This window comes from Pannonibacter sp. CBAS1226 (genome assembly GCF_055685825.1).
Window position 1 is genome coordinate 1,431,411 of record NZ_JBVOUO010000001.1, and the last position, 22,496, is coordinate 1,453,906.

Below are 22,496 nucleotides of genomic sequence, written 5' to 3' on the forward strand. Positions count from 1 at the left end.
CGGGTGCGGATTAACCTGGAAATCATCCCTTTGATCTAGTTTGCTTCCTGTCCACACGAGAGTTCCGTAAAGAGAGCCCGTGTGAGGTCAGGGAGTTTCAGATGAATTCGCAGCCGCTGCGGATCGTGCATTGCCTCCGGTCTCCGATCGGGGGGACGATCCGGCATATTCATGATCTGGCAAAAGCCCAGGCCGCAGCCGGCCACGAGGTTGGGCTCGTTTGCGATTCCTCCACCGGCTCTGCCTTTGACCTTGCCATTCTCGACAGGCTTCGCCCGCATCTTGCACTCGGTGTCACCCGTTTCGCCATGCGCCGTCACCTCACCATTCAGGATATCGCTGCAGCAGCGCGTCTCTACGGCAGCGTGCGCGCGCTTGCGCCGGATGTGCTGCATGGGCATGGCGCAAAGGGCGGGGCCTATGTGCGGCTGATCGGCTCGCTGCTGCGCGGGCGCAAGCACCGGCCGGTGCGGGTCTATTCGCCGCATGGCGGCAGCCTCCACTACGATCCGAACAGGTGCGAAGGGCGGATCTATCACGCCATTGAGCGCCTGCAGAACCGCTTCACCGATGGATTGCTGTTCGTTGCCGACTACGAGAAGGCTGCCTATGAAAGCAAGATCGGCGCCCTGCGCGTTCCCTCAAGGGTTGTTTACAACGGTCTGCTCCGCGAAGACTTCGAGCCGGTTGCCCAGCAGGCCAATGCCGCGGATTTTGTCTATGTCGGTATGCTCCGCCAGCTCAAGGGCACGGACCTGTTCATAGACGCCATCTACGACCTGACATTGCAGACCGGACGCAGGATCAGCGCCATCATCGCAGGGGAAGGCCCGCAACGAGCCGAATTCGAGGCCAGAGCCGCTCAACTGGGCCTAGCAGATTGCATCACCTTCGCAGGTGCCATGCCCGCGCGCCGCGCCTTTGCCATGGGCCGCTGCGTCGTCGTGCCCTCCCGTGCAGAGGCCATGCCCTATGTGGTTCTGGAGGCCATCGGCGCGGGCATGCCCATCGTCGCGACACGGGTCGGCGGCATTCCCGAGATTTTTGGCGTTCATGCAGACCGCCTCGTCGATTCCGGCAGCAGCAGCCGCCTTGCCAGCGCCATGCGCGCGGTCATGGCCAGTCCGGAGCGGGCCCGCGCCCAGACCGCAGAAGTGCGGCAAAGCATTATGAGCACCTTCACCGCACCGCGTATGGGTGAGCTTGTCATTTCTTTTTATCATCAATTACTTGGCCTTCCCACTGTCACCAGCACGGAAGCCACTTCCTCCCTCACCCAAGGCGCATCGCTTTTGGCGAGATCGAGCAAGCAGGGATCATAATGACCACCGATTCCACGACTCCCCCCTTGTCCCAGGCCGCCGCCGCCCCTTTGGAAGGGCCGGCAAGAGCCGCAGATGATGCCGAGAGCCTGCGCAAGCGGCTCGCAGAAGAGCTGCGGCGCTCGGATACCGCCGCAGACGGCAGCCGGGCCAGCAGCGGCCCCGGCACCGCGCTTTCGCCTGCGGCCGAAGAAATCGCCCGCAGCCTGCGCAGTGACGGCATCTCCCAGCCAGTCCTCGAAGGCTCGGTCCGGCTACTCGATGTCATCATCGTCGCCGCAACGGGCTTTGCCAGCCTCAGTTTTTCCGGCACGCCCTTCACCGCGCTGACGTTCGGCGCCGTCGCGGCCGCGCTCTTCTTCACCCTTGCCTTCTTTCAGGGCTTTGATGCCTATCAGGTCCGCGTCCTGCGTTCGGGCCTTGCCCAAACCGGACGCATTGCCGGTGGCTGGACGCTGGTCCTGGCAATGTTCGCCATCGCCTTTGTCACCACCGACCTGCCGCGCCACATCGCGCCGCAGGCCGCCGGTCTCTGGTATGCTTCGGGTCTGTTTGGACTGGTTGTCAGCCGCCTCATTCTCTCCAGGCTGGTCAGTTCCTGGATCCGCTCAGGCCGGCTTGAACGGCGCGCGGTCATCGTCGGCGGAGGCCAGGCCGCCGCTGATCTTATCCATGAGCTGGAAAGCCAGAGCGGCAACGACATCCGCATCTGCGGCATCTTTGACGACCGCGCCAATGACCGCTCGCCGGAAGTGGTGGCCGGGTATCCGAAGCTAGGCAACATCGATGCACTGGTGGAATTTGGCCGCCGCGCCCGCATCGATATGCTGATCGTCTGCATTCCGCTGCGCGCCGAAAAGCGCGTTCTTGAGCTCCTGCGCAAGCTCTGGGTGCTGCCCATCGACATCCGCCTCTCCGCTCATACGGACAAGATGCGTTTCCGCAACCGCGCCTCCTCCTTCATCGGGGCGGTGCCTTTCGTCGATGTGGTTGAAAAGCCCATCACCGACTGGGACATGGTGGCCAAGCGGGTATTCGACGTGGTGGTGGCAAGCCTTGCCATCATTGCCCTGTCCCCGGTGATGCTGGCGACCGCCATTGCCATCAAGCTCGACAGCCGCGGCCCGGTGCTGTTCCGCCAGAAGCGCTACGGTTTCAACAACGAGATCATCGACGTGCTGAAGTTCCGTTCGATGTTCCATGACATGGCCGACCCGGCCGCAAAGAAGGTGGTGACCAAGGGCGACCCGCGCGTCACCAAGGTGGGCCGCTTCATCCGCCGCTCGTCCATCGACGAACTGCCGCAGCTCTTCAACGTGCTGGCAGGCACCCTCTCCCTCGTCGGCCCGCGTCCGCATGCGGTCAATGCCCACACCAATGACCAGACGTGGGATGAGGTGGTCTACGGCTACTTCGCCCGCCACAAGGTGAAGCCGGGCGTCACCGGCTGGGCCCAGATCAACGGCTGGCGCGGCGAGGTGGATACGCCGGAGAAGATCCAGAAGCGTGTCGAGTTCGACCTCTATTACATCGAGAACTGGTCCATCTTCTTCGACATCAAGATCCTCGCCCTGACGCCCATCCGCCTGCTGAACACGGAGAACGCCTATTGAGCACCGGGGCCGCCATTGCGGGACAACAGGGCGGCGGCCGCAGGCTGCTGATCCCTGTGTCACGCATCAGCGCGGCGGCCCTGTGGGTGGCCGTGTTCCTTGGCGGCTTCGTGATCGAGGAACCCGCCCCTTACGAGCTGTTCATGGCCGGGCTTCTGGTGCTGTGGCTTCTGTTCGGGCTGCGCCTGCGGCCTGAATTCGGCCCGCTGACCGTGCTTCTCATCCTCTTCATGGCCGGCGGCACCATGGCGGTGCCCTTTGCCCGTGATGTGCCCACCGCAGCCATGTATATGGCCGTCTCCGGCTTTCTGGCCGCAACGGCGATATTCTACGCCGCCGTTGTCAGCGCCGATCCCGGCCGGCTGTTCCTCATCGAGCGGGCCTATGTTGCAAGCGCGCTTCTCTGCGCCTCCATAGGCGTTGCCGCCTATTTCCGGCTGTTTCCCGGCAGCGAGGTGTTCACGCTCTACGGCCGGGCGCGCGGGACCTTTCAGGACCCCAATGTCTTCGGCCCGTTCCTGGTGCTGCCCACGGTGCTGCTGGTCCACCGGCTGCTGACGCGGGGCCTGTTCTCAAGCCCTGCCGCCTTGCTGATTCTGCCCGTGCTGGTGCTGGGCATCTTCCTCAGCTTCTCGCGCGGCGCCTGGGGCCTCCTGGCCCTGTCCGGCATCCTCGTCTACCTGCTCAGCCTCATCCATGAGCGCCGCCCCCGGGAACGGCTGCGGCTGGTGCTGGTGGGCGCGGGCGGCCTTGCCGCCGTGCTGCTGCTTCTTGCGGCCGCCTTGTCCATCGACAGCGTCGCCGCCATGTTCAGCGAGCGGGCAAGACTTGTGCAGGACTATGACGGCGCCCGTCTCGGCCGCTTTGCCCGCTATGGCATGGGCTTCGAGATGGTGATGGAACGCCCCTTCGGTCTCGGACCGCTGGAGTTCAACAAGTATTTCCCCGAAGATGAACACAACGTCTACCTGAAGGCCTTCACCTCCTATGGCTGGCTCGGCGGCGTGGTCTATCCGCTGCTGGTGATCTGGACGGTTGCCGCTCTCGTGCCCCTGCTCTTCCAGCACAGGCCGTGGACGGGCTTTGCCCACTGCGTTTTTGCGGTGCTCGTGGGCCATGCCTTGATGAGCGTGATCATCGATATCGACCACTGGCGCCACTATTTCCTGCTGCTCGGCCTCGCCTGGGGGCTCATCGCCATCCACAAGCTTGAGCAAAAACAGCGGACTGTGGATTTGAATGCAAGGCAAGTCTTGCGCCGGGCAAAGGAAGCGGATAGAGAGAGCCCTGTCGTCGGGCAGTAGCGCAGCCTGGTAGCGCACTTGACTGGGGGTCAAGGGGTCGTCGGTTCGAATCCGGCCTGCCCGACCACTTAAAGCCGAAAGCTCCACGGAGCATGGCAAGTGGCACCGGCGACATTTTTTCTGACATGGTGAGATGACTGGCAGGCGCTTCAAAGCGTCAGGCCTCCCGTCTTCGTCATGGCATGACCTGATCATGCCATCCATGCCGTGCCCTCTCATCCCGATCCGGACAAGCGTTTCGCCGCCCTACTCGACGTGCAAACCGTGCGGAAAGGCAAGGGAATGGGTGCCATGATCAAGTCATGGCATGACGGAGTGTGGGGCGGATTTTGCGGGAAAACCGCTGGCGCCCCGGTGGATGCAACATCAACGCCGTGCCCATCCCCGCCCGTCTCAGCCCCTCTCCTGTCCCCTCAACCCATCCCTCTTCGTCATGGCATGACCTGATCATGCCATCCATGCCGTGACCTCTCATCCCGATCCGGACAAGCTTTTCTCCGCCATACTCGACGTGCAAACCATGCGGAAAGGCAAGGGAATGGATGCCATGATCAAGTCATGGCATGACGGAGTTGGGGCGGATTTGGCGGGAAAAACGCTGGCGCCCCGGTGGATGCAGCATCAACGCCTTGCCCCATCCCCGCTCGTCTCAGCCCCTCTCCAGCCCCCTCACCCATCCATTTTCGTCATGGCATGACTTGATCATGCCATCCATGCCGTGCCCCCTCATCCCGCCCCGGACAAGCGTTTCGCCACCCGACTCGACGTGAAAACCGTGCGGATAGGCAAGGGATGGGTGCCATGATCAAGTCATGGCAGGACGGAGTGCGGGGCGGATTTTGCCGAAGAACGCTGCACTCCGGTGGATGCAACATCAACGCCGTGCCCATCCCGCTCGTCTCAGCCCCTCTCCAGCCCCCTCACCCATCCATTTTCGTCATGGCATGACTTGATCATGCCATCCATGCCGTGCCCCCTCATCCCGCCCCGGACAAACATTTCGCCGCCCTACTCGACGTGCAAACCATGCGGAAAGGCAAGGGAATGGGTGCCATGATCAAGTCATGGCAGGGCGGAGTGTGGGGTTAAAGCTTGAGCAAAAGCTGCGCGTGCCCTGCGCCGGACTGATCAGTCCGGCCGCGTTCAGCACATCCGGCGCCCTACCGCGCCTGATCCAGCAGGCGCTTGCATTCCAGCAGTTCGAACAGCGTCGCCTGAAGCCGGCGCACGTCGTCCTTGGAGAGGCCCGCCTCTTCGGTGCGGTCGGAGAGGAAGCGCTCCATGAAGCGGAAGCCTTTGCCCTGTGCGGCGTGAGCACGCGGATCATTGTCCGCCAGAAGCCCGCGCGGCAGAACCTCGCTCGGCAGGCCGCCCGTATCACGCGGGGGCTCCGGCTCCTGCATCACCACCTGGGGCTTGCGCTGAGGCGGCGCGGGCACGGCTGCACCGTCCTCGTCGTCCATGTCATCCATGCGCGGAGCGGCCGCCAGCGGAATGGCGTCCTCGCGCCAGATCTGCATGACGAAACGGGGTCCCTGCTCCTTGAGGATACGCTGGACGCCCTTGATCGTGTAGCCTTCACCGTAAAGAAGATGGCGGATGCCGCGCAGCAGCTCCACGTCATCGGGGCGGTAATAGCGCCGCCCGCCGCCGCGCTTCAGCGGCTTGATCTGGGTGAAGCGGGTCTCCCAGAAGCGCAGCACATGCTGGGGAAGATCGAGATCTTCCGCCACTTCGCTGATGGTCCGGAAGGCGTCCGGGCTTTTTTCAGACATGCTCATGCTGCGTCACCGGTTCGGAAGCTCAGTCGCTGCCGTTGCCTGCCAGCGACTCGTTGATCTTCTGCTTGAGTATGTTGCTGGGCTTGAAAACCATCACCCGGCGCGGCGAAATCGGCACTTCCTCGCCGGTTTTCGGATTGCGCCCGATCCGCTCCCCCTTGGAGCGGACAAGGAATGACCCGAAGGAAGAGAGCTTGACGGATTCGCCCGTCACCAGGCAATCCGAAATCTCAGAAAGCACCCGCTCCACCAGTTCGGAGGATTCCGTGCGGGACAGACCTACCTTCTGGTAGACGGCCTCACAAAGGTCAGCGCGCGTGATGGTCCTGTTACCCATGCCTCCTCCTCGCCCGGAGCGTGATCCGGCTGATTTTGCAGTGGAACTTCTTTTCCGGACGTACGGTATTGCGTCCGTAAACGAGGGTCAACCGCAGATATGAGCGCTGTCAGCTTCACGCAAGGTGATGACACAGCCCCGTCAAAACTGCCTACCAGCGCAACAGGACCGAACCCCAGGTGAAACCGCCGCCCATGGCCTCGAGCATGATGAGGTCACCGGACTTCACGCGGCCATCCTTGACGGCAGCATCAAGTGCCAAGGGAATAGACGCGGCAGAGGTGTTGCCGTGAAGATCGACAGTGACGACCACCTTTTCCGGCGCAATATCAAGCTTCTTTGCGCTGGCGTCGATGATGCGCCGGTTGGCCTGATGCGGGATGAACCAGGTGAGATCTTCACCGGTCAGGCCCGTGGCCTTGAAGGCATCCTCGATCACGTCCGTGATCATGCCCACCGCGTGCTTGAAGACTTCCTTGCCTTCCATGCGCAGGTGGCCGACCGTCTGGGTCGTGGAGGGGCCGCCATCCACATAGAGCTTGGACTTGTGCTGGCCGTCCGAGCGCAGATGCGAGGTCAAGATCCCGTGATCGGCCACGGTGCCGGAGGCTTCACGCCCTTCCAGAATCACCGCCCCGGCGCCATCACCGAAGAGCACGCAGGTGGTGCGGTCGTTCCAGTCCAGAATCCGGGAGAAGGTCTCGGCACCGATCACCAGCACGCGCTTTGCCTGGCCGCAGCGGATGAACGTATCTGCCGTCGTCAGGGCGAAGACGAAGCCCGAGCACACCGCATGCACATCGAAGGCCACGCCGTGGCGCATGCCGAGGGCCGCCTGCACCTGCACCGCCGTGGACGGGAAGGTGTTGTCCGGCGTTGCGGTTGCCAGAATGATGGTGTCGATATCCTGCGCCGTGAGGCCCGCATGGGCGAGAGCCCGCTCGGCGGCCTTGATCGCCAGATGGGACGTGAACTCGCCCTCGGCGGCGATGTGGCGCTGGCGGATGCCGGTGCGCTGCACGATCCACTCGTCGGTGGTGTCCACCATACGGGCGAGGTCTTCATTGGTGAGGATTTTCTCGGGCAGATAGCTGCCGCAGCCGAGAACGGTCGAACGGATGGTGGTCACTCGTCACCTTCGGGAGTTTCAGCGGACACGGGAAAACGGCCACGGTGATAGTGGACCAGGTCCTGGGAGATTTTTTGCAGAAGCTCGTTGCGCACCATGTCGTGGGCAAGGGCGATGGCGCTGGCAAGGCCTTCGGCGTCAGTGCCGCCATGGCTCTTGATCACGACGCCGTTGAGGCCGAGGAACACGCCGCCATTGACCTTGCGCGGGTCAAGCTTTTCGCGCAGCTGGTTGAAGGCGCCGCGGGCCAGCAGATAACCGAGCCTGGAGAACAGCGACCGGTTCATGGCAGCGCGCAGATAGCCTGCAATCTGCTTGGCAGTGCCTTCTGCGGTCTTCAGCGCAATGTTGCCGGCGAATCCTTCGGTCACCACCACATCGACGGTGCCCTTGCCCAGATCATCGCCTTCAACGAAACCGGCATAGGAGAAGGAGCGGAACGGCGCCTCGCGCATGATGCGGCCGGCGGTGCGGACCTCTTCAAGGCCCTTCACTTCTTCCACGCCGATGTTGAGCAGGCCGACGGTCGGCTTTTCAACCCCGAAGAGGGCCCGGGCCATTGCCCCGCCCAGAATGGCGAAATCGATCAGCTGCTGTGCATCGGCGCCAATGGTGGCGCCCACATCCAGCACCACGCTTTCCCCGCGTGCCGTCGGCCAGATGGCGGCGATGGCGGGGCGGTCGATATTGGCCATGGTGCGCAGGCAGAAGGTGGACATGGCCATCAGCGCGCCGGTGTTGCCCGCCGACACGGCCACGTCAGCCTCGCCGTTCTTCACGGCCTCGATGGCGCGCCACATGCTGGAGCGCCAGCGCCCCTGGCGCAGCGCCTGGCTGGGCTTGGCGTCCATGGACACCGCCACTTCGCAGTGGAAGAAGGTGGAGGCATCGCGCAGGCGCGGGTATTTTTCCAGAAGCGGCAGGACAATCTTTTCCTGCCCGAAAATCAGAAACCGGATGCCGGGGTGGCGCAGCAGCGCAATCTCCGCCCCCGGCAACACCATTTCGGCACCGGCGTCGCCGCCCATGGCATCAAGGGCAATATGAATGGGTTTTGCCATCTGAAGGTTCTTGTCGTCCATTCGCTTGGGAGCGCTCATCAGGGCCGGAGGCCGTGAAAGCATCTCGAGACTGCCACTCCGATGCTGGCAGATCCGCCACAGCAAGCCGGGGTGGCTAAAGGGTCAGTCCGCCATCTTGCAGGTACAGCGCGGCGAACATAACGGTTTTGGGGCGGGAAACAACCGTTTTCGCCCCTCGCCCACTCCCCCTTATGGCTTGTCCTTGTTCTTGAGCTGCTCAAGCACCTTGAAGGGCGAAGGCTTTTCTTCTTCCTCTTCCACGTCTGCGGGTGCTGCAAACTCCAGTTCCGCATCAGCTGCGCGCGGGAACGGGTCCAGAGCCAGGACGAACTGCTCGCAGACGAGCGCGCCCAGGTCGATCATTCCGTCCTCGATCGCATCGGGCGGCTCCGGGGCTTCCAGATCGATTTCGATCTCGCCATCCTCGCCAAGGTCCGGGTTGCGGCGGCGCGGATCAAGTTCCGGCTCATAGGCGCGCTCGAAGTGGTCCTTCACATGCATCGGCAACGGCACCAGCGTGACGACGCAGCGCTGCGCGCCCTCGGCCTCCAGATCGCCCGTCACAAAGACACCGGCCTTCTTCCAGGGCCGCACTTCCAGCGTGGCGGTGAAACGGGTGAGACTGTCGAGGCCATAGGCTTCGGCAATGCGGGCAAGCGCCTCCGCATCAGCGGTCAGTTCGACGGTCTTCGGCGTGTTGCCCAGACGCGACACCTGAAAGCGGTGCGAAAAGGGTGTCGGCACATCAGTCATGATTCGGGGTTCCCTCAAGCGCCGGCACATCGGGCCAGGCGAGTTTGGCGGTCATGATGTCATCCAGCGGCAGGTCCGCCAGTGTCTTGACCGCATCCATCATGTAAAGCGCCAGCTTGTCGCAAGCCGGCGGATTGGCGGCTTCGGTGAAGATGTTGCGGCCGATGGCTGCCGCCAGATCCTGGGCATTGCCGCTGTCCAGCGCCTCGCCATAGGCGGCGGCACGGCCATAAAAGGCCTCGGCCATCTTGCGTACCTTCTTCGGCACGCGGTTGTCGCTGATGCCCATTTCCCGCAAGGAAGCGTCCATATCGCGGAAAAACAGGTCGAAAACCGCCTGCGACGTGGCAGCAGCCTCCTTGCCTTCCCCCTGCAGACGGCGGAAAAGCAGAACAGCGTGCAGGATCATCATGTCGAACCGGCCATCCACGGTGTCAGGCACAGAAAGTGCTGCGTAGAAGGCAGGCTGACGCGCCTGAGCCACGATAGCGCCATAAAGAGCGTATTCGGATGGCCGGGTACGGCGGCGGAAAAGGCCAAATACCATGGAATGCCTCGACTGGTCCCGAGCGGACGGTGTTGCCTTGTGCCCTAACGCAGGTTACTTGCTTTGCCAAGGAACGAATTCAAATACGCACCGGACTGCAAGGCCGGTTCAGACGGGACAGGAACGACGAATGAAGACCAAGGCGCATGTGCTGATGCTTCCCATTCTCCTCGGGCTGACCGTAGGCGGATGCTTCACCCAGACCTACAATCACGGCCATTCCATCTCCCCCGACATGCTGCAGCAGGTGCAGGTGGGGTCGAGCAAGGAGAATGTCGAGCTGGTCCTCGGGTCGCCATCCACCACGTCCGAGATTGACGGTCTCGCCTATTACTACATTTCCCAGACCGCCGAGACGACCGCCTTCATGAAGCCGAAGATCGTCGAGCAGCGGGTGGTCGCCATCTATTTCGACAAGGATGGCTTTGTGAAGGACATCGCCAACTACGGCATGCAGGACGGCAAGGTCTTCGACTTCATCGGCCGCAAGACCCGCACCGGTGGCTCCGATTATGGCTTCCTGACGCAGATCCTGCGCGGCGCTGCCAACCCCTCGCTGGGCCTCTGAGCCTAAACGGCAAGGTCAAAAGTTCAAATCCCCCGGAAGAGCATTCCGGGGGATTTTTGTTTGGGTGAAGGTTTCCCACCCTTCCGGTCAGTGTTTACAAGGGACGCAAGGAGAAGAAACGCACTCTCCTTTTGCCGCAGCCCCCCCTCCCCCCTTGAGCTACTGCATGCACACATCTTGGTTGAAGCCAGAGACGGTTTGGTGAAAGGCTGCAGTCTGGTCACTCCGGCACGGCGTTTCAGCCCCCCTCCCCCTGGTGGGGAGGGGGTAGGGGTGGGGGGAAGGCCTTTCCGCCTGGCAGAGTATCCATTGGTTACAGACAGCTTCTCCTCCTGATGCCTCATCAGGAAAAGATCCATTTTTCAAACCCTTGCAGGCTCAGATCCCCCCACCCCTTACCCCTCCCCACGAGGGGGAGGGGAGCGGAGGCGTCCTGCAACCATGCAGGCGCATCACTGCGGGTTGCTGTCCGCCCTCAGTATCAATGCGCCAGCACGGCCAGCAGCAGCAGGGCGACGATGTTGGCGATCTTGATCATCGGATTGACCGCCGGACCTGCGGTGTCCTTGTAGGGGTCGCCCACGGTGTCACCGGTCACCGCGGCCTTGTGGGCATCGGAGCCCTTGCCGCCGTGATGGCCGTCCTCGATGTATTTTTTCGCATTGTCCCAGGCCCCGCCCCCGGAGGTCATCGACAGGGCGACGAACAGCCCGGTGATGATGATGCCCAGCAGCATCGCCCCCACGGCCGCAAAGGCATTGGCCTTGCCGGCAATGGCGTTGATGGCAAAGAAACAGACAATCGGCGAGAGCACCGGCAGCAGCGAGGGGATGACCATTTCGCGGATGGCGGCGCGGGTGAGCATGTCCACCGCCCGGCCATAGTCGGGCCGCTCGGTGCCGGCCATGATACCCGGCTTTTCGCGGAACTGGCGGCGCACCTCCTCCACCACGGCAGAGGCGGCCCGGCCCACAGCGGTCATGGCAATGCCGCCGAAGAGATAAGGCAACATCCCGCCGAAGAAGAGGCCGACGACGACATAGGGGTTCGACAGGGAGAAATCGAGCGTATCCGGCGTCAGCCCGGCGAAATAGGGATACTGGTCCGAGTTGCTGATGAAGTAGCGCAGATCCTCCGTATAGGCCGCAAAGAGCACCAGCGCGCCGAGCCCGGCCGAGCCGATGGCATAGCCCTTGGTCACGGCCTTGGTGGTGTTGCCCACCGCATCCAGTGCATCCGTCGTCACGCGCACTTCTGCCGGAAGATCGGCCATTTCGGCGATGCCGCCGGCATTGTCCGTCACCGGGCCGAAGGCATCCAGCGCCACGACCATACCGGCTAGCGCCAGCATCGTGGTCACCGCAATGGCGATGCCGAAGAGGCCTGCCAGCGAGTAGGTGACGATGATGCCCGCGATGATGATCAGCGCCGGAACAGCCGTTGCCTCCATCGAGATGGCAAGGCCCTGAATGACGTTGGTGCCATGGCCGGTGACGGATGCCTGGGCGATGGAGCGGACCGGGCGGTAGCCGGTGCCTGTGTAATATTCCGTCACCCAGATGATCAGCCCGGTGACGGCCAGACCGGCGACACCGCACAAATAGAGCGACATGGGCGTGAAGGAGAGCCCGCCGCTGGTGGTCAGCACCACGCCCATGCCGCCGAAGACAAAGGACGTGACCGGGAACAGGATGATGAGCGACAGCACGGACGTGGCGATGAAGCCCTTGTAGAGCGCGCCCATGATCGAATTGTTGGCCCCCAGCTTGACGAAGAAGGTGCCTGCAATCGAGGTCAGGATGCAGGCGCCGCCGATGGTCATCGGATAGAGCATGGCCGGAGCCGTCGCCGCCGTTCCGGCGAAGAGGATCGCCGCCAGCACCATGGTGGCGACCAGCGTCACCGCATAGGTCTCGAACAGGTCCGCCGCCATGCCGGCGCAGTCGCCGACATTGTCACCCACATTGTCGGCGATGGTGGCCGGGTTGCGCGGATCATCTTCCGGGATGCCCGCCTCCACCTTGCCGACAAGATCGCCGCCCACATCCGCACCCTTGGTGAAGATTCCGCCGCCCAGACGGGCGAAGATGGAGATGAGCGAGGCACCGAAGCCGAGCGCCACCAGCGCGTCGATGACGCTGCGGCTCGTCGGATCATAGCCGAGAACACGGGTCAGGATGACGAAATAGACCGTGACGCCCAGCAGCGCGAGGCCTGCCACCAGCAGCCCGGTCACTGCGCCGGACTTGAAGGCAATCTCCAGCCCGGCCGCAAGGCTCTGGCTGGAGGCCTGTGCCGTGCGCACATTGGCGCGGACCGACACCATCATGCCGATGAAACCGGCAAGGCCGGAGAGAATGGCGCCCGCCGCAAAGCCGATGGCGACGGCAAGGCCCAGCAGCCAGGCGCCGAGAACGAAGATGACCGCGCCAGCGATGGCGATGGTTGTGTACTGGCGCGTCAGATAGGCCTGCGCACCTTCCTGGATCGCCCCCGCGATCTCCTGCATCCGGGCGTTGCCCGCATCGGATGCCATCACAGACTGGATCGCCCAGCCCCCGTAAGCCAGCCCCAGAAGGCCACAGGCAATGACGACGACAAGCTCGGTCATGAGTCCTCCCAATGAATGGGCAGCCCGGCAATCCGATCGTTCTATGACAGCATTTTATCTTGACTTCCAACGGGCTGCGACGCGCGCCAGGGCTCCGGCAAGTCCACTCTCATTCCGCAGCAAGGCGCAACGACGTCACGTTAACAGAATGAACATGGGGCCGGTCAAGTCCTTGCCCTCGTTTATTTTCGCAAGAGACACGAAAACATGCACCGCAACGCAGCAGATGCTGACGCGGCAAATACCGCAACGCAAAACAGGTTGCGCAAGGGTTGTTTTTACTTGGAACAAATCAAGACAACGCCGGTTCCGGTGTGCCTCTGGCCAGCACGAACATGAGGATCACGCAGACGAGGACAAGCGGGAAGACGAGCAGATTGACCGTCGCCCAGCCGAAGCTGTGCAGCAGCGCGCCGGAAGAGAAGGACGCCAGCGCAACGAAGCCGAAGACGAGGAAATCGTTGAAGGACTGCACCGTCGCCCGCTCGGCGGGGCGGTAGCAGCGCGTCAGCATGCTGGTGGCGCCGACAAAGCCGAAGTTCCAGCCGACGCCCAAGAGGATCAGCGCGCTCCAGAAATGCGCCACTTCAAGCCCCATGAGCGCAATCACGGAACAGCCGCACAGCAGCGCAAGGCCGGTGAGAACGATGGTCCGCTCGCCGAAACGGGCAATCAGCGTGCCGGTGAAGAAGCTGGGGCCGAACATGGCCAGCACATGCCACTGGATCGCCAGCGCAGCATCGGTTTCGCTGAGGCCGCACCCGATCATGGCCAGCGGCGTTGCCGTCATCACGAGGCTCATCAGCGCATAGGAACAGATGCCGCAGACGGCGGCGACAATGAAGGACGGCTGGCGCAGGATGACGCCCAGCGGCCGGGCCTGCGCATCCGCCACGGTCTTTTCCCGGACGGGCGGCACCTTGAGGAAGGTGAGGATGACGCCCATCAGCAGGAACAGGCCGCCAAGGGCAGCATAGGTTCCGGCAAAGAGCACCGGCGCGAAGAGGTCCTTGGTGAAGATCACCGTCTGCGGCCCGATGATGCCGGAGAAGACGCCGCCCGCCATCACCCAGGAAATGGCCTTGGGGCGGAAGGCATCGCTCGCCGTGTCGGCGGCCGCAAAGCGGAACTGCTGGACGAAGGCCGTCACCGTGCCAGCCAGAGCGCAGGCCAGTGTGAACAGCCAGAAGCTGCCGATGAGGATGGCCCAGGCCGCCAGCAGCGAGGCGAGGAAGCCCAGAACCGAGCCGCCCAGAAAACCGGTCCGCCGCCCCACCCGCTTCATCACCGCTCCGGCCGGCAGGGTGCCGATGGCCGTTCCAAGGATCATGCAGGAGATGGGCAGTGTCGCAAGGCCTGGGGCTTCCGGCAGAAGCGAGGCCGCTGTCAGCGAGCCGGTGGCGATGACGATGGAGGCCGTCGCCCCGCCGAGAGCCTGTGCTGCGGCAAGAATCGCAGCGTTGCGGCGCGCGATGCGGTCGCCATCGGCAGCGGTGTCCTGCGCAGGCGAAAGGGAGGGGTGAGATGACATGGGCAGGTTCCAGACGGGGTCCGGGCAGAACTGGCTGGCAGGGCTATCTGCGGGGATCAGATATGGCTTCGCTGCGGGAAGCCGGGACAGGCTTCAAAAATGACGGAAGCCGCCCTGCCCTGCAAGCGCGAAAGGAACACCGCCGCATGTGAGACGGACAGCTGGCTTGTCAGCGGCAGGCGCTTCCACCCGGCCGATCCGTGCGACCGGCACACCGGCGGCTGCCGCATCAGCCTCAAAGGCCTGCCCTTGCGCCTGCGGCACGCAGACAAACAACTCATAGTCATCCCCGCCGGTCAGCACGCGGGCGAGAAGCTGCGGATCGGCCGCAAGCGCAGCACGGGCCGCATCCGACAACGGCACATCGTCCGCTTCGAGGACCAGATCCACACCCGAATGACGCGCCACATGGCCCGCATCGGCGCAGAGCCCGTCAGAGATATCGAGGCAGGCAGAAGCATGAGACAGCACGGCAGAGGCCAGCGCCACCCGCGGCTGCGGCAGCAGATAGCGGTTCAGCAGAAACTCTGCATGCGGTTCAGACAGCCCGAGCTTGCGTGCCAGCTCCGGGTCAAGCCGCAGGGTAAGGCCAAGGGCAGAATCGCCGATGGTGCCGGACACATAGACGAGATCGCCCGCCTTCGCGCCATTACGGCGAATGGCGCGGCCTTCCGGCACTTCGCCAAGCGCTGTGATGGACAGGACCATGCGCTCGCCGCTGCGGATCGTATCGCCGCCCAGCAGCGGGAATGCAAATTCCGCCTGATCGGCCGCGAGCCCGGCAGCAAAGCCGGTGAGCCATTGCGCGGCCCCGCTCCCGGCCATCTCCCCGCCAAGGCCAAGCCCCAGCAGATAGCCGAGAGGCCTTGCACCCTTGGCGGCAAGGTCGGAGAGGTTGACGCGCAAGGCCTTGCGCGCCACCAGATCGGCCGGATCATTGGCAAAGAAATGGACATCCGCCGCCAGCATGTCCTTGGTCAGGACCAGCTCATGCCCGGTGGAGGGCTTCAGCACGGCGGCGTCGTCGGTGAGCGCAAGGCTGCCGGGGGCGGTTGCCAGCGGGGCAAAGAAGTGCTCGATCAGGTCGAACTCGCCCAGCCCCGCATATGCCCCCTCAGCGCCCATGTTACTGGCCGTCCTGCGCGTCCTGACCTTCTTCGGCATCAGCCGCAGGCTCCAGCGGCTCCAGCTCGGCGCTGCGCAACTGATGGGCCAGACGGTCCAGCACGCCGTTGACGAGACGCGGCTCATCCTCGGCGTAGAAGGCCTTCGCCACGTCGATATATTCGGAGATGATCACCTTCGGCGGCACATCGCGGCGGCGCAGCAGCTCATAGCTGCCCGCGCGCAGGATGGCACGCAGCAGGCTGTCGATGCGCTTCAGCGGCCAATCTTCCACCAACGCGGTGTGGATGAACGGGTCAAGGCGCAGCTGCTCGGCCACCACGCCGCGCACAATGTCCTTGAACCACTGCTCGTCCGCATCGCGGTACTGGTAGCCGTCGACTTCCTTGCCAAGGCGGAAGGCGGTGAACTCGTTGACCACATCGGTCACCGAGGAGCCGCCCACATCCATCTGGTAAAGCGCCTGCACCGCCCCGAGACGGGCGGCACCACGCTTGTTGGCCGGACGGATTTCCGGCCCCTTGTTCTGATCGGCTTCGCCGGTCATGTCAGATCAAACCCCAAGCCGTTCCCGAAGACGGATCATGTCCAGCGCTGCGCGCGAGGCAGCACCGCCCTTGTCCTTGTCGGTCACCCGGGCGCGGGCCCAGGCCTGTTCATCATTTTCCACCGTCAGGATGCCGTTGCCCAGGGCAAGGTCGGCATCGACGATGAGATCCATCAGCACGCGGGCCGACTCATTGGCGACGATGTCGTAATGGGTCGTCTCACCGCGAATGACACAGCCGAGCACCACGAAGCCGTCATAGAAGGTGCCGTCGTTTTCCATGGAGGTCAGCACCATGGACAGGGCCGCCGGGATTTCCAGCACGCCCGGAACAGCGATCCGGTCATGGGTCGCGCCCGCCTCGTCCAGCGCCTTGGCGGCCCCTTCATAGAGCGCATCGGCGATGTCTTCGTAGAATCGGGCTTCAATGATCAGGAGGTGAGGCGCGGAGCTCATCGGTCGTGTCGCTTTCTGTCTGAGAGGTGCGGTCAGGAACCATGCCTGCCCGATTTTGTCCAGCCTTTTGCGGGGGCGAGCCCCTCAGGCCTGCTCGCGGAATTCGGCAAGGCGCGCGGCATAGCGCGCCATCATGTCGACTTCAAGGTTTACGTTGTCTCCCACCTGCCTTTCGGCCCAGGTGGTTACCGCCAGCGTGTGCGGAATGAGGAAGACGGAAAACTCCGTTCCCTCCACCTCGTTCACCGTCAGCGACGTGCCGTCCAGCGCCACCGATCCCTTGCGGGCGATGAAGGGAGCAAAGGCGCGCGGAGCGTCAAAGCGGAAATAGACCGTGTCCGGATGGTCGCGCCGCTCGACAATGCGGGCAAGCCCGTCCACATGGCCGAGCACCAGATGGCCGCCCAGCTCCGTGCCAAGACTGAGGGAGCGCTCCAGATTGAGCTTTTGCCCCGCCTTCCAGTCAACAGCCGTGGTCAGTCGCAGGGTTTCCGCACCGCTTTCCACCTCGAACCAGTTGCCGGTCTCATCGCGCCCCTTGGCCGTCACGGTGTGGCACGGGCCGCCGCAGGCGATGGAGGCGCCGATGTCGATCGTGTCCACGTCATAGACCGTGGCAATGCGGGTGCGCTTGCCGGCAGGAATATCCGTGACGGAGAGAATGGTGCCAAGATCGGTGACAATTCCGGTGAACATCTCAACTCTCCTTGCGGCGGAACCGCAGCAGCCTGTCCGGCCCGTAGACGGCCGTATCAACCAGACGGAAATCCGGGTATTCGGCGGTGAAGCCGCCTGCCCCGCCGTCGAACGGCAGGATGCGCCCTGCCCCGAGTTCGGCCACGCCGTGGAAGATCCATGTCTCGTCCACCACACCGGCCTGCAGGAAGGACCGGGCAACGCGGGCGCCGCCTTCCACCATCAGGCGCGTCACGCCCCGGTTGGCCAGCGCCGTCAGCGCGATCTTCGGCTCGATGCCCTCTTCATTGGCGGGCACGCGGATGACCAGCACACCGGCATCAGCCAGCGCCTGCACCCGTTCGGGATCGGCCTGATTGCCCGTCACCAGCCACACAGGCACATCGGCGGCAGACTGAACGAGACGGCTCTTCAGCGGCAGCCTTGCATCCTTGTCCAGCACCACGCGCACGGGCGAGCGGTCCTTCATGCCGGGCATCCGGCAGGTCAGTTCCGGATCATCGGCCAGCGCCGTGCCAATGCCGACGAGAATGGCGTCGCAGCTGCCACGAAGGCCATGCACCACATTGCGTGACAGCGGGCCGGTGATCGCCACCTGCCCCTCACCAACCCGGCCAATGCCGCCATCGGCAGAAAGCGCCAGCTTCAGCACCACATCCGGCCGCTGGTCGGTAACGCGCAGCCGGTGCCCGGCATGGAGCAGGCGGCAGAGGTCTTCCTCAACGCCGGTGGAGACGGAAATGCCTGCTTCCTCCAGCATGGCAACACCGCGCCCGGCCACTCGCGGGCTGGGATCAAGGCAGCCGATCACCACACGGGCGACACCTGCCTCGCGCAGCGCCAGCGCACAAGGCGGCGTGCGGCCGTAGTGGGAACAGGGCTCCAGCGTGACGTAGCAGGTGGCGTCACGGGCGAGATCCCCTGCCTGCCGCAAAGCACTCACTTCTGCGTGAGGGCCGCCGGGGCGGGAGGTGACACCCCGGCCAACGATGACCGGCCCGCCGTCCTCAAACTGAACGATGAGCGCGCCCACCGAAGGATTGGGCCAGACCTGCCCTTGTCCGCGCGCCGCAAGGGCAGCAGCGGCGCGCATCAGGCGGCGGTCAATCCCGGTCACGGCAGCCTTGCTGCCGGCGGCGGGCGCAACAGCTTCAGCCTCAGCTTCGCTCACGCATCCTCCTGGGGTTCGTCATTGCCGGGCAAGCCGCCCAGTTCACCGAGAAGCTCGCGGAAGTCGCGCGCCTCGCGGAAGTTCCGGTAGACGGATGCAAAGCGCACATAGGCCACATCATCGATGGTCTTCAGGCCTTCCATCACATGGGTGCCGATCATCTCGCTGGTGATCTCGCCTTCGCTGGTGCTCTCCAGCTGGCGCACGATACCGCTGACCATACGCTCGATCCGCTCCGGGTCAACCGGGCGCTTGCGCACGGCGATTTCGACGGAACGCATCAGCTTTTCACGGTCAAACGGCACGCGGCGGCCGGAGCGCTTGACCACCATCAGCTCGCGCAGCTGCACCCGCTCGAAGGTGGTGAAGCGCCCCCCGCAGGTGGAGCAGACACGGCGGCGGCGGATGGCCGTGTTGTCTTCCGTCGGGCGCGAATCCTTAACCTGGGTCTCTTCACCGCCGCAAAAGGGGCACCGCATGTCATTCGTTCCTTATACCAAGGCCCTGAGATACAGGGCCCTGCCAAGCCTCAAGCACCGCTTGGGCGCGAAGAATCTGGTGGCCGTAAGCTCTTCGAATTCCGCTCAGAATGCAAACGATCCGCGCCGGAGGGCGCGGACCGGTTCTTGTACACGTCAGTCAGGCAATCAGGCCGGATAGATCGGGAAGCGGCTGGTGAGTTCGATCACCTTGGCCTTCACCGCAGCTTCCACAGCCGCGTTGCCTTCCTCACTGTTCGCCGCCTTCAGGCCGTCGAGAACCTCGGTGATCAGCATGCCGATCTCGCGGAACTCGGCAAGCCCAAAACCGCGCGTCGTACCGGCTGGAGTGCCAAGGCGCACGCCGGAGGTGACGAAGGGCTTTTCCGGGTCAAACGGAATGCCGTTCTTGTTGCAGGTGATGTTGGCGCGGCCAAGAGCGGCCTCCGCTTTCTTGCCGGTGGCGTTCTTCGGGCGCAGGTCCACCAGCATCAGATGGTTGTCCGTGCCGCCGGAAACAATATCCAGCCCCTGCTCCTGCAGGGTCTGGGCCAGCATCTTGGCATTGGCCGCAACCGCTGCAGCATAGGCCTTGAACTCCGGACGCAGCGCTTCACCGAAGGCAACAGCCTTGGCGGCAATCACGTGCATCAGCGGGCCGCCCTGAAGACCGGGGAACACGGCCGAGTTGATCTTCTTGGCGATGTCCTCGTCGTTCGTCAGGATCAGGCCGCCGCGCGGGCCGCGCAGGGACTTGTGCGTGGTCGAGGTGCAGACATGGGCATGGGGCACCGGCGAGGGATGCGCGCCGCCAGCCACAAGACCGGCGATGTGAGCCATGTCGACCATCAGATAGGCGCCGACCGCATCGGCGATCTCACGGAACTTCTTCCAGTCCCAGACGCGCGAATAGGCCGTGCCGCCGGCAACGATCAGTTTCGGCTTGTGCTCGTGAGCCAGACGCTCGATCTCTTCCATGTCGAGCAGATGGTCGTCCTTGCGCACGCCGTAGGACACGACATTGAACCACTTGCCGGACATGTTGACCGGAGAGCCGTGGGTCAGGTGGCCGCCGGAATTCAGGTCAAGGCCCATGAAGGTGTCGCCCGGCTGCAGCAGCGCCAAGAAGACGGCCTGGTTCATCTGGCTGCCGGAATTCGGCTGCACGTTGGCGAACTTGGCGCCGAACAGCTCCTTGGCGCGCTCGATCGCCAGCGTCTCGACAATGTCGACATACTGGCAGCCGCCGTAGTAGCGCTTGCCCGGATAACCCTCGGCATATTTGTTGGTCAGGACCGAGCCCTGAGCCTCGAGAACGGCCTTGGAGACAATGTTTTCGGAGGCAATCAGCTCGATCTCGTGCTGCTGACGGCCGGCTTCCTTCTGGATGGCGCCGAAGATATCCGGATCGGCATCAGCCAGAGATTGAGTGAAGAAACCGGTGTAGATCGGCTCGCCGGCCAAGGTATCCGACATCGACATGGCTAGGTCCTTTTCAGCGATTCACAAAGGGCCCCTTCGCCCTTTCTTCCGCCCAAGCGCGGGCAAATGACATTGCTCCGGCATTGGCCCTTTCGGGAGCCCTGCACTTAGCATAGGCATTCCGGTGAACCAAGTGGCAGACCGTCACAGCGATCCGCAAATCCGGCATGGATCTGGTCCGGAGCGGAAATGGTGCGGAAATTTAAGCCGTCCAGCCCCCGCGCGGCACCTCGGGCGTGCCGTTTTCTTCCGAAAGGCGCTTTGCCAGCTTGCGAAGCGCCAGCGCCTGCAGGTCCGACTGCGCCGCATTGACCGGGCCGATCACCGACACTTCAACGCCGGTCGCCGCATCAATCGCCACCACCTTCACCTGACGGCCGATGGGCACGAATTCCAGATAGACTTCACCCTTGGCATGGCCGGTCATGCTGGTTTCTCCAGAGACAGAAGAACGGGCGGCACATCAAAGACACGCCCTAGGGGATCAGATGGGCATGATGGTTGACTGCGCAAGAAAAAAGGGAGCCTGAGCCCCCTTTTCCAGTCTCAACTCGTGCTGCGAAGCCTTATGCCAAGGCTTTCGATGCTGACGCATCACGCCTTGAAGTCGCTCAGGCGCCGCACGGGCTTGACCAACTCTCGATGAGAAAGGTTCATCGAGAGTTCGTATTACTGCCCAGGCAGCTGCAGCTCTGCCACGTCGCCATAAAGGCCATCGCGGTTGTAGATGTCTTCACGGAAATGCACCGTGCCGTCCTCGTTGGCCCAGGCCGTGATGTAGGTCAGGTACAGCGGCACCTGCGTCTTCAGCTTCACGTCTTCCCGCAGGCCATCGCGGATGGTCTGGTCGACACGGGTGCGGTTCCAGTCCGGCGTGGTCGATTCCAGCATCCAGGACACAAGGTCACGCACGTTCTGAACGCGCACACAGCCCGAGGAGTGGAACCGGTTGTCGGTGCCGAACAGGGTCTTCGACGGCGTGTCGTGCAGATACACCTGATGGGTGTTGTGGAAGTTGATGCGGATGGCACCCAGCGAGTTGATCTCGCCCGGATCCTGCCGGAACTGGTACTTCGTTGCCTCGTCGGAGTTCCAGTCGATCTGCTGCCAGGCAAGTTCGTTGTTCTTCCAGTCGAAGATACGGATCTTGTTCTTGGCCAGATACTCCGGATCCTGCTTCATTTTCGGGATCAGGTCCTTGCGTATGATCGAAACCGGCACGGTCCAGTAGGGGTTGAAATTGACCTCATAGACCTTGGAATTCAGGATCGGGGTCTGACGGTCGATCTTGCCGACGACAGCGGTGTGGCGCGAGCGGACGCGGCCGTTTTGAACGGCCTCGATCTCGGCCGCCGGAATGTTCACCATCACATAACGCGCGCCCAGATCACCCGACAGGGACCGCAGGCGCACAAGGTTGGTTTCCAGCTGGCGCAGGCGCACATCGGCCGGAATGTTCAGCGCCGCCAGCGTGGTCTGCCCCAGCGTGCCATCCGGGATGAGGCCGTGGCGCACCTGGAACCGGCGCAGAGCGGAATCGACGTAGGAATCAAAGGTGGTGGAGACACCGGCCTGCTGCTCCAGATCACCCGATGCGATCAGGCGGCGGCGGAGCGAGGCAACGATATTGTCCTCAGCACCGATGCGCAGCGTCTTGCCCGGCGTGGCGACGTGTTCCCAGCCGCCGCGCTGCACGATCATGGCATACTGGTCGATGGCCGAAGCCACATATTCGGCTGTCTGGGGCGCAAGGGTCGGCGTCGCGGTCTTGATCGACTGCAGGTCCTGCAGCGTGGCATCAAAACGGTCTTCCCATTCTGCGCGCTTGTTATACTGCTGCAGTGCCTCCAGCGGCGACTGCGCCAGCGCCGTTCCGGCAAGAACGCCCGTCAGAGCGCCGGCCAAGACAGCCGCGCGGGCCAGAGTGGCGGAAACTTTCGTGATCTGATTCCCGTTGCGCAA

General features: G+C 63.5%; 21 protein-coding genes and 1 tRNA gene. 5 read left to right on the forward strand and 17 right to left on the reverse strand.

The window, feature by feature from the left end:
* Positions 1–101: 101 nt before the first annotated feature.
* The 4 genes from AC0CMF_RS06580 to AC0CMF_RS06595 all read left to right on the forward strand — a co-directional run bounded on the left by AC0CMF_RS06580 (position 102) and on the right by AC0CMF_RS06595 (position 4,306).
* Complete coding sequence (locus AC0CMF_RS06580; protein ID WP_094463903.1) at positions 102–1,322, forward strand: glycosyltransferase family 4 protein; 1,221 nt, start codon at positions 102–104, stop codon at positions 1,320–1,322.
* Positions 1,322–2,935 (forward strand): undecaprenyl-phosphate glucose phosphotransferase, encoded by a 1,614-nt coding sequence (locus AC0CMF_RS06585; RefSeq protein ID WP_472481273.1) that lies wholly within the window; start codon positions 1,322–1,324, stop codon positions 2,933–2,935. The genes AC0CMF_RS06580 and AC0CMF_RS06585 overlap by 1 nt, the downstream gene beginning before the upstream one ends.
* Positions 2,932–4,239, forward strand: coding sequence for an O-antigen ligase family protein (locus tag AC0CMF_RS06590; RefSeq protein ID WP_374630933.1), 1,308 nt, complete (start codon positions 2,932–2,934; stop codon positions 4,237–4,239). The genes AC0CMF_RS06585 and AC0CMF_RS06590 overlap by 4 nt, the downstream gene beginning before the upstream one ends.
* Positions 4,230–4,306: transfer RNA gene (locus tag AC0CMF_RS06595), tRNA-Pro, on the forward strand. The genes AC0CMF_RS06590 and AC0CMF_RS06595 overlap by 10 nt, the downstream gene beginning before the upstream one ends.
* A 1,093-nt stretch (positions 4,307–5,399) precedes the next feature.
* On the opposite strand, the gene AC0CMF_RS06600 is transcribed toward AC0CMF_RS06595, so the two are convergent.
* From AC0CMF_RS06600 to AC0CMF_RS06625, 6 genes are all read right to left on the reverse strand, one after another.
* Positions 5,400–6,020, reverse strand: a complete 621-nt coding sequence (locus AC0CMF_RS06600) for a MerR family transcriptional regulator (protein WP_123193988.1) — start codon at positions 6,018–6,020, stop codon at positions 5,400–5,402.
* Positions 6,021–6,042: 22 nt separating this feature from the next.
* Complete coding sequence (locus tag AC0CMF_RS06605; RefSeq protein WP_019962525.1) at positions 6,043–6,357, reverse strand: integration host factor subunit alpha; 315 nt, start codon at positions 6,355–6,357, stop codon at positions 6,043–6,045.
* Positions 6,358–6,508: 151 nt separating this feature from the next.
* The gene (locus AC0CMF_RS06610; protein WP_050471317.1) at positions 6,509–7,486 is read right to left on the reverse strand and encodes a beta-ketoacyl-ACP synthase III; all 978 of its coding nucleotides are present in this window, start codon (positions 7,484–7,486) and stop codon (positions 6,509–6,511) included.
* The gene (gene plsX, locus AC0CMF_RS06615; protein ID WP_050471413.1) at positions 7,483–8,547 is read right to left on the reverse strand and encodes a phosphate acyltransferase PlsX; all 1,065 of its coding nucleotides are present in this window, start codon (positions 8,545–8,547) and stop codon (positions 7,483–7,485) included. Before plsX ends, AC0CMF_RS06610 begins: the two co-directional genes overlap by 4 nt.
* A 210-nt stretch (positions 8,548–8,757) precedes the next feature.
* The gene (locus AC0CMF_RS06620) at positions 8,758–9,321 is read right to left on the reverse strand and encodes a YceD family protein (RefSeq protein ID WP_374631421.1); all 564 of its coding nucleotides are present in this window, start codon (positions 9,319–9,321) and stop codon (positions 8,758–8,760) included.
* Positions 9,314–9,868, reverse strand: a complete 555-nt coding sequence (locus tag AC0CMF_RS06625; protein WP_019962529.1) for a ubiquinol-cytochrome C chaperone family protein — start codon at positions 9,866–9,868, stop codon at positions 9,314–9,316. The genes AC0CMF_RS06620 and AC0CMF_RS06625 overlap by 8 nt, the downstream gene beginning before the upstream one ends.
* Before the next feature lie 130 nt (positions 9,869–9,998).
* On the opposite strand from AC0CMF_RS06625, the gene AC0CMF_RS06630 reads away from it, so the two are divergent.
* Positions 9,999–10,436, forward strand: a complete 438-nt coding sequence (locus AC0CMF_RS06630) for an outer membrane protein assembly factor BamE (protein ID WP_050471315.1) — start codon at positions 9,999–10,001, stop codon at positions 10,434–10,436.
* Between the two features lie 481 nt (positions 10,437–10,917).
* Here the strand turns inward: AC0CMF_RS06630 and AC0CMF_RS06635 are convergent, their stop codons facing one another.
* From AC0CMF_RS06635 to AC0CMF_RS06685, 11 genes are all read right to left on the reverse strand, one after another.
* Entirely contained in the window at positions 10,918–13,047 is a 2,130-nt protein-coding gene (locus tag AC0CMF_RS06635; protein WP_374630073.1) for a sodium-translocating pyrophosphatase, read from the reverse strand.
* A gap of 292 nt (positions 13,048–13,339) precedes the next feature.
* A complete protein-coding gene (locus AC0CMF_RS06640; RefSeq protein ID WP_374630074.1) occupies positions 13,340–14,578 on the reverse strand; it encodes an MFS transporter in 1,239 nt (412 codons plus the stop codon).
* Between the two features lie 93 nt (positions 14,579–14,671).
* Positions 14,672–15,703, reverse strand: coding sequence for a thiamine-phosphate kinase (gene thiL / locus AC0CMF_RS06645; RefSeq protein WP_374630075.1), 1,032 nt, complete (start codon positions 15,701–15,703; stop codon positions 14,672–14,674).
* Between the two features lies 1 nt (position 15,704).
* Positions 15,705–16,250, reverse strand: coding sequence for a transcription antitermination factor NusB (gene nusB / locus AC0CMF_RS06650; protein WP_058900219.1), 546 nt, complete (start codon positions 16,248–16,250; stop codon positions 15,705–15,707).
* Between the two features lie 6 nt (positions 16,251–16,256).
* The gene (gene ribH / locus AC0CMF_RS06655; protein WP_050471310.1) at positions 16,257–16,706 is read right to left on the reverse strand and encodes a 6,7-dimethyl-8-ribityllumazine synthase; all 450 of its coding nucleotides are present in this window, start codon (positions 16,704–16,706) and stop codon (positions 16,257–16,259) included.
* A gap of 84 nt (positions 16,707–16,790) precedes the next feature.
* Positions 16,791–17,402 carry a riboflavin synthase gene (locus tag AC0CMF_RS06660; RefSeq protein ID WP_058900220.1) on the reverse strand — a complete coding sequence of 204 codons (612 nt, stop codon included), beginning with the start codon at positions 17,400–17,402 and terminating at the stop codon, positions 16,791–16,793.
* A 1-nt stretch (position 17,403) separates the two neighbouring features.
* Positions 17,404–18,573 carry a bifunctional diaminohydroxyphosphoribosylaminopyrimidine deaminase/5-amino-6-(5-phosphoribosylamino)uracil reductase RibD gene (gene ribD / locus AC0CMF_RS06665; RefSeq protein ID WP_058900221.1) on the reverse strand — a complete coding sequence of 390 codons (1,170 nt, stop codon included), beginning with the start codon at positions 18,571–18,573 and terminating at the stop codon, positions 17,404–17,406.
* Positions 18,570–19,052, reverse strand: coding sequence for a transcriptional regulator NrdR (nrdR, locus tag AC0CMF_RS06670; RefSeq protein WP_019962538.1), 483 nt, complete (start codon positions 19,050–19,052; stop codon positions 18,570–18,572). Before nrdR ends, ribD begins: the two co-directional genes overlap by 4 nt.
* A 168-nt stretch (positions 19,053–19,220) precedes the next feature.
* The gene (gene glyA / locus AC0CMF_RS06675) at positions 19,221–20,528 is read right to left on the reverse strand and encodes a serine hydroxymethyltransferase (RefSeq protein WP_050471412.1); all 1,308 of its coding nucleotides are present in this window, start codon (positions 20,526–20,528) and stop codon (positions 19,221–19,223) included.
* A gap of 208 nt (positions 20,529–20,736) precedes the next feature.
* A complete protein-coding gene (locus AC0CMF_RS06680; RefSeq protein ID WP_094463749.1) occupies positions 20,737–20,961 on the reverse strand; it encodes a DUF6898 family protein in 225 nt (74 codons plus the stop codon).
* 242 nt (positions 20,962–21,203) lie between these two features.
* Entirely contained in the window at positions 21,204–22,496 is a 1,293-nt protein-coding gene (locus AC0CMF_RS06685; protein WP_094463748.1) for a L,D-transpeptidase family protein, read from the reverse strand.

Bases quoted from the DNA above. Each gene is read 5' to 3' on its own strand.
- AC0CMF_RS06580 (WP_094463903.1), top strand. From the start codon at position 102: ATGAATTCGCAGCCGCTGCGGATCGTGCATTGCCTCCGGTCTCCGATC.
- AC0CMF_RS06585 (WP_472481273.1), top strand. From the start codon at position 1,322: ATGACCACCGATTCCACGACTCCCCCCTTGTCCCAGGCCGCCGCCGCC.
- AC0CMF_RS06600 (WP_123193988.1), bottom strand. From the start codon at position 6,020: ATGAGCATGTCTGAAAAAAGCCCGGACGCCTTCCGGACCATCAGCGAA.
- AC0CMF_RS06605 (WP_019962525.1), bottom strand. From the start codon at position 6,357: ATGGGTAACAGGACCATCACGCGCGCTGACCTTTGTGAGGCCGTCTAC.
- plsX (WP_050471413.1), bottom strand. From the start codon at position 8,547: ATGGCAAAACCCATTCATATTGCCCTTGATGCCATGGGCGGCGACGCC.
- AC0CMF_RS06620 (WP_374631421.1), bottom strand. From the start codon at position 9,321: ATGACTGATGTGCCGACACCCTTTTCGCACCGCTTTCAGGTGTCGCGT.
- AC0CMF_RS06625 (WP_019962529.1), bottom strand. From the start codon at position 9,868: ATGGTATTTGGCCTTTTCCGCCGCCGTACCCGGCCATCCGAATACGCT.
- AC0CMF_RS06630 (WP_050471315.1), top strand. From the start codon at position 9,999: ATGAAGACCAAGGCGCATGTGCTGATGCTTCCCATTCTCCTCGGGCTG.
- AC0CMF_RS06635 (WP_374630073.1), bottom strand. From the start codon at position 13,047: ATGACCGAGCTTGTCGTCGTCATTGCCTGTGGCCTTCTGGGGCTGGCT.
- AC0CMF_RS06640 (WP_374630074.1), bottom strand. From the start codon at position 14,578: ATGTCATCTCACCCCTCCCTTTCGCCTGCGCAGGACACCGCTGCCGAT.
- thiL (WP_374630075.1), bottom strand. From the start codon at position 15,703: ATGGGCGCTGAGGGGGCATATGCGGGGCTGGGCGAGTTCGACCTGATC.
- nusB (WP_058900219.1), bottom strand. From the start codon at position 16,250: ATGACCGGCGAAGCCGATCAGAACAAGGGGCCGGAAATCCGTCCGGCC.
- ribH (WP_050471310.1), bottom strand. From the start codon at position 16,706: ATGAGCTCCGCGCCTCACCTCCTGATCATTGAAGCCCGATTCTACGAA.
- AC0CMF_RS06660 (WP_058900220.1), bottom strand. From the start codon at position 17,402: ATGTTCACCGGAATTGTCACCGATCTTGGCACCATTCTCTCCGTCACG.
- nrdR (WP_019962538.1), bottom strand. From the start codon at position 19,052: ATGCGGTGCCCCTTTTGCGGCGGTGAAGAGACCCAGGTTAAGGATTCG.
- glyA (WP_050471412.1), bottom strand. From the start codon at position 20,528: ATGTCGGATACCTTGGCCGGCGAGCCGATCTACACCGGTTTCTTCACT.
- AC0CMF_RS06680 (WP_094463749.1), bottom strand. From the start codon at position 20,961: ATGACCGGCCATGCCAAGGGTGAAGTCTATCTGGAATTCGTGCCCATC.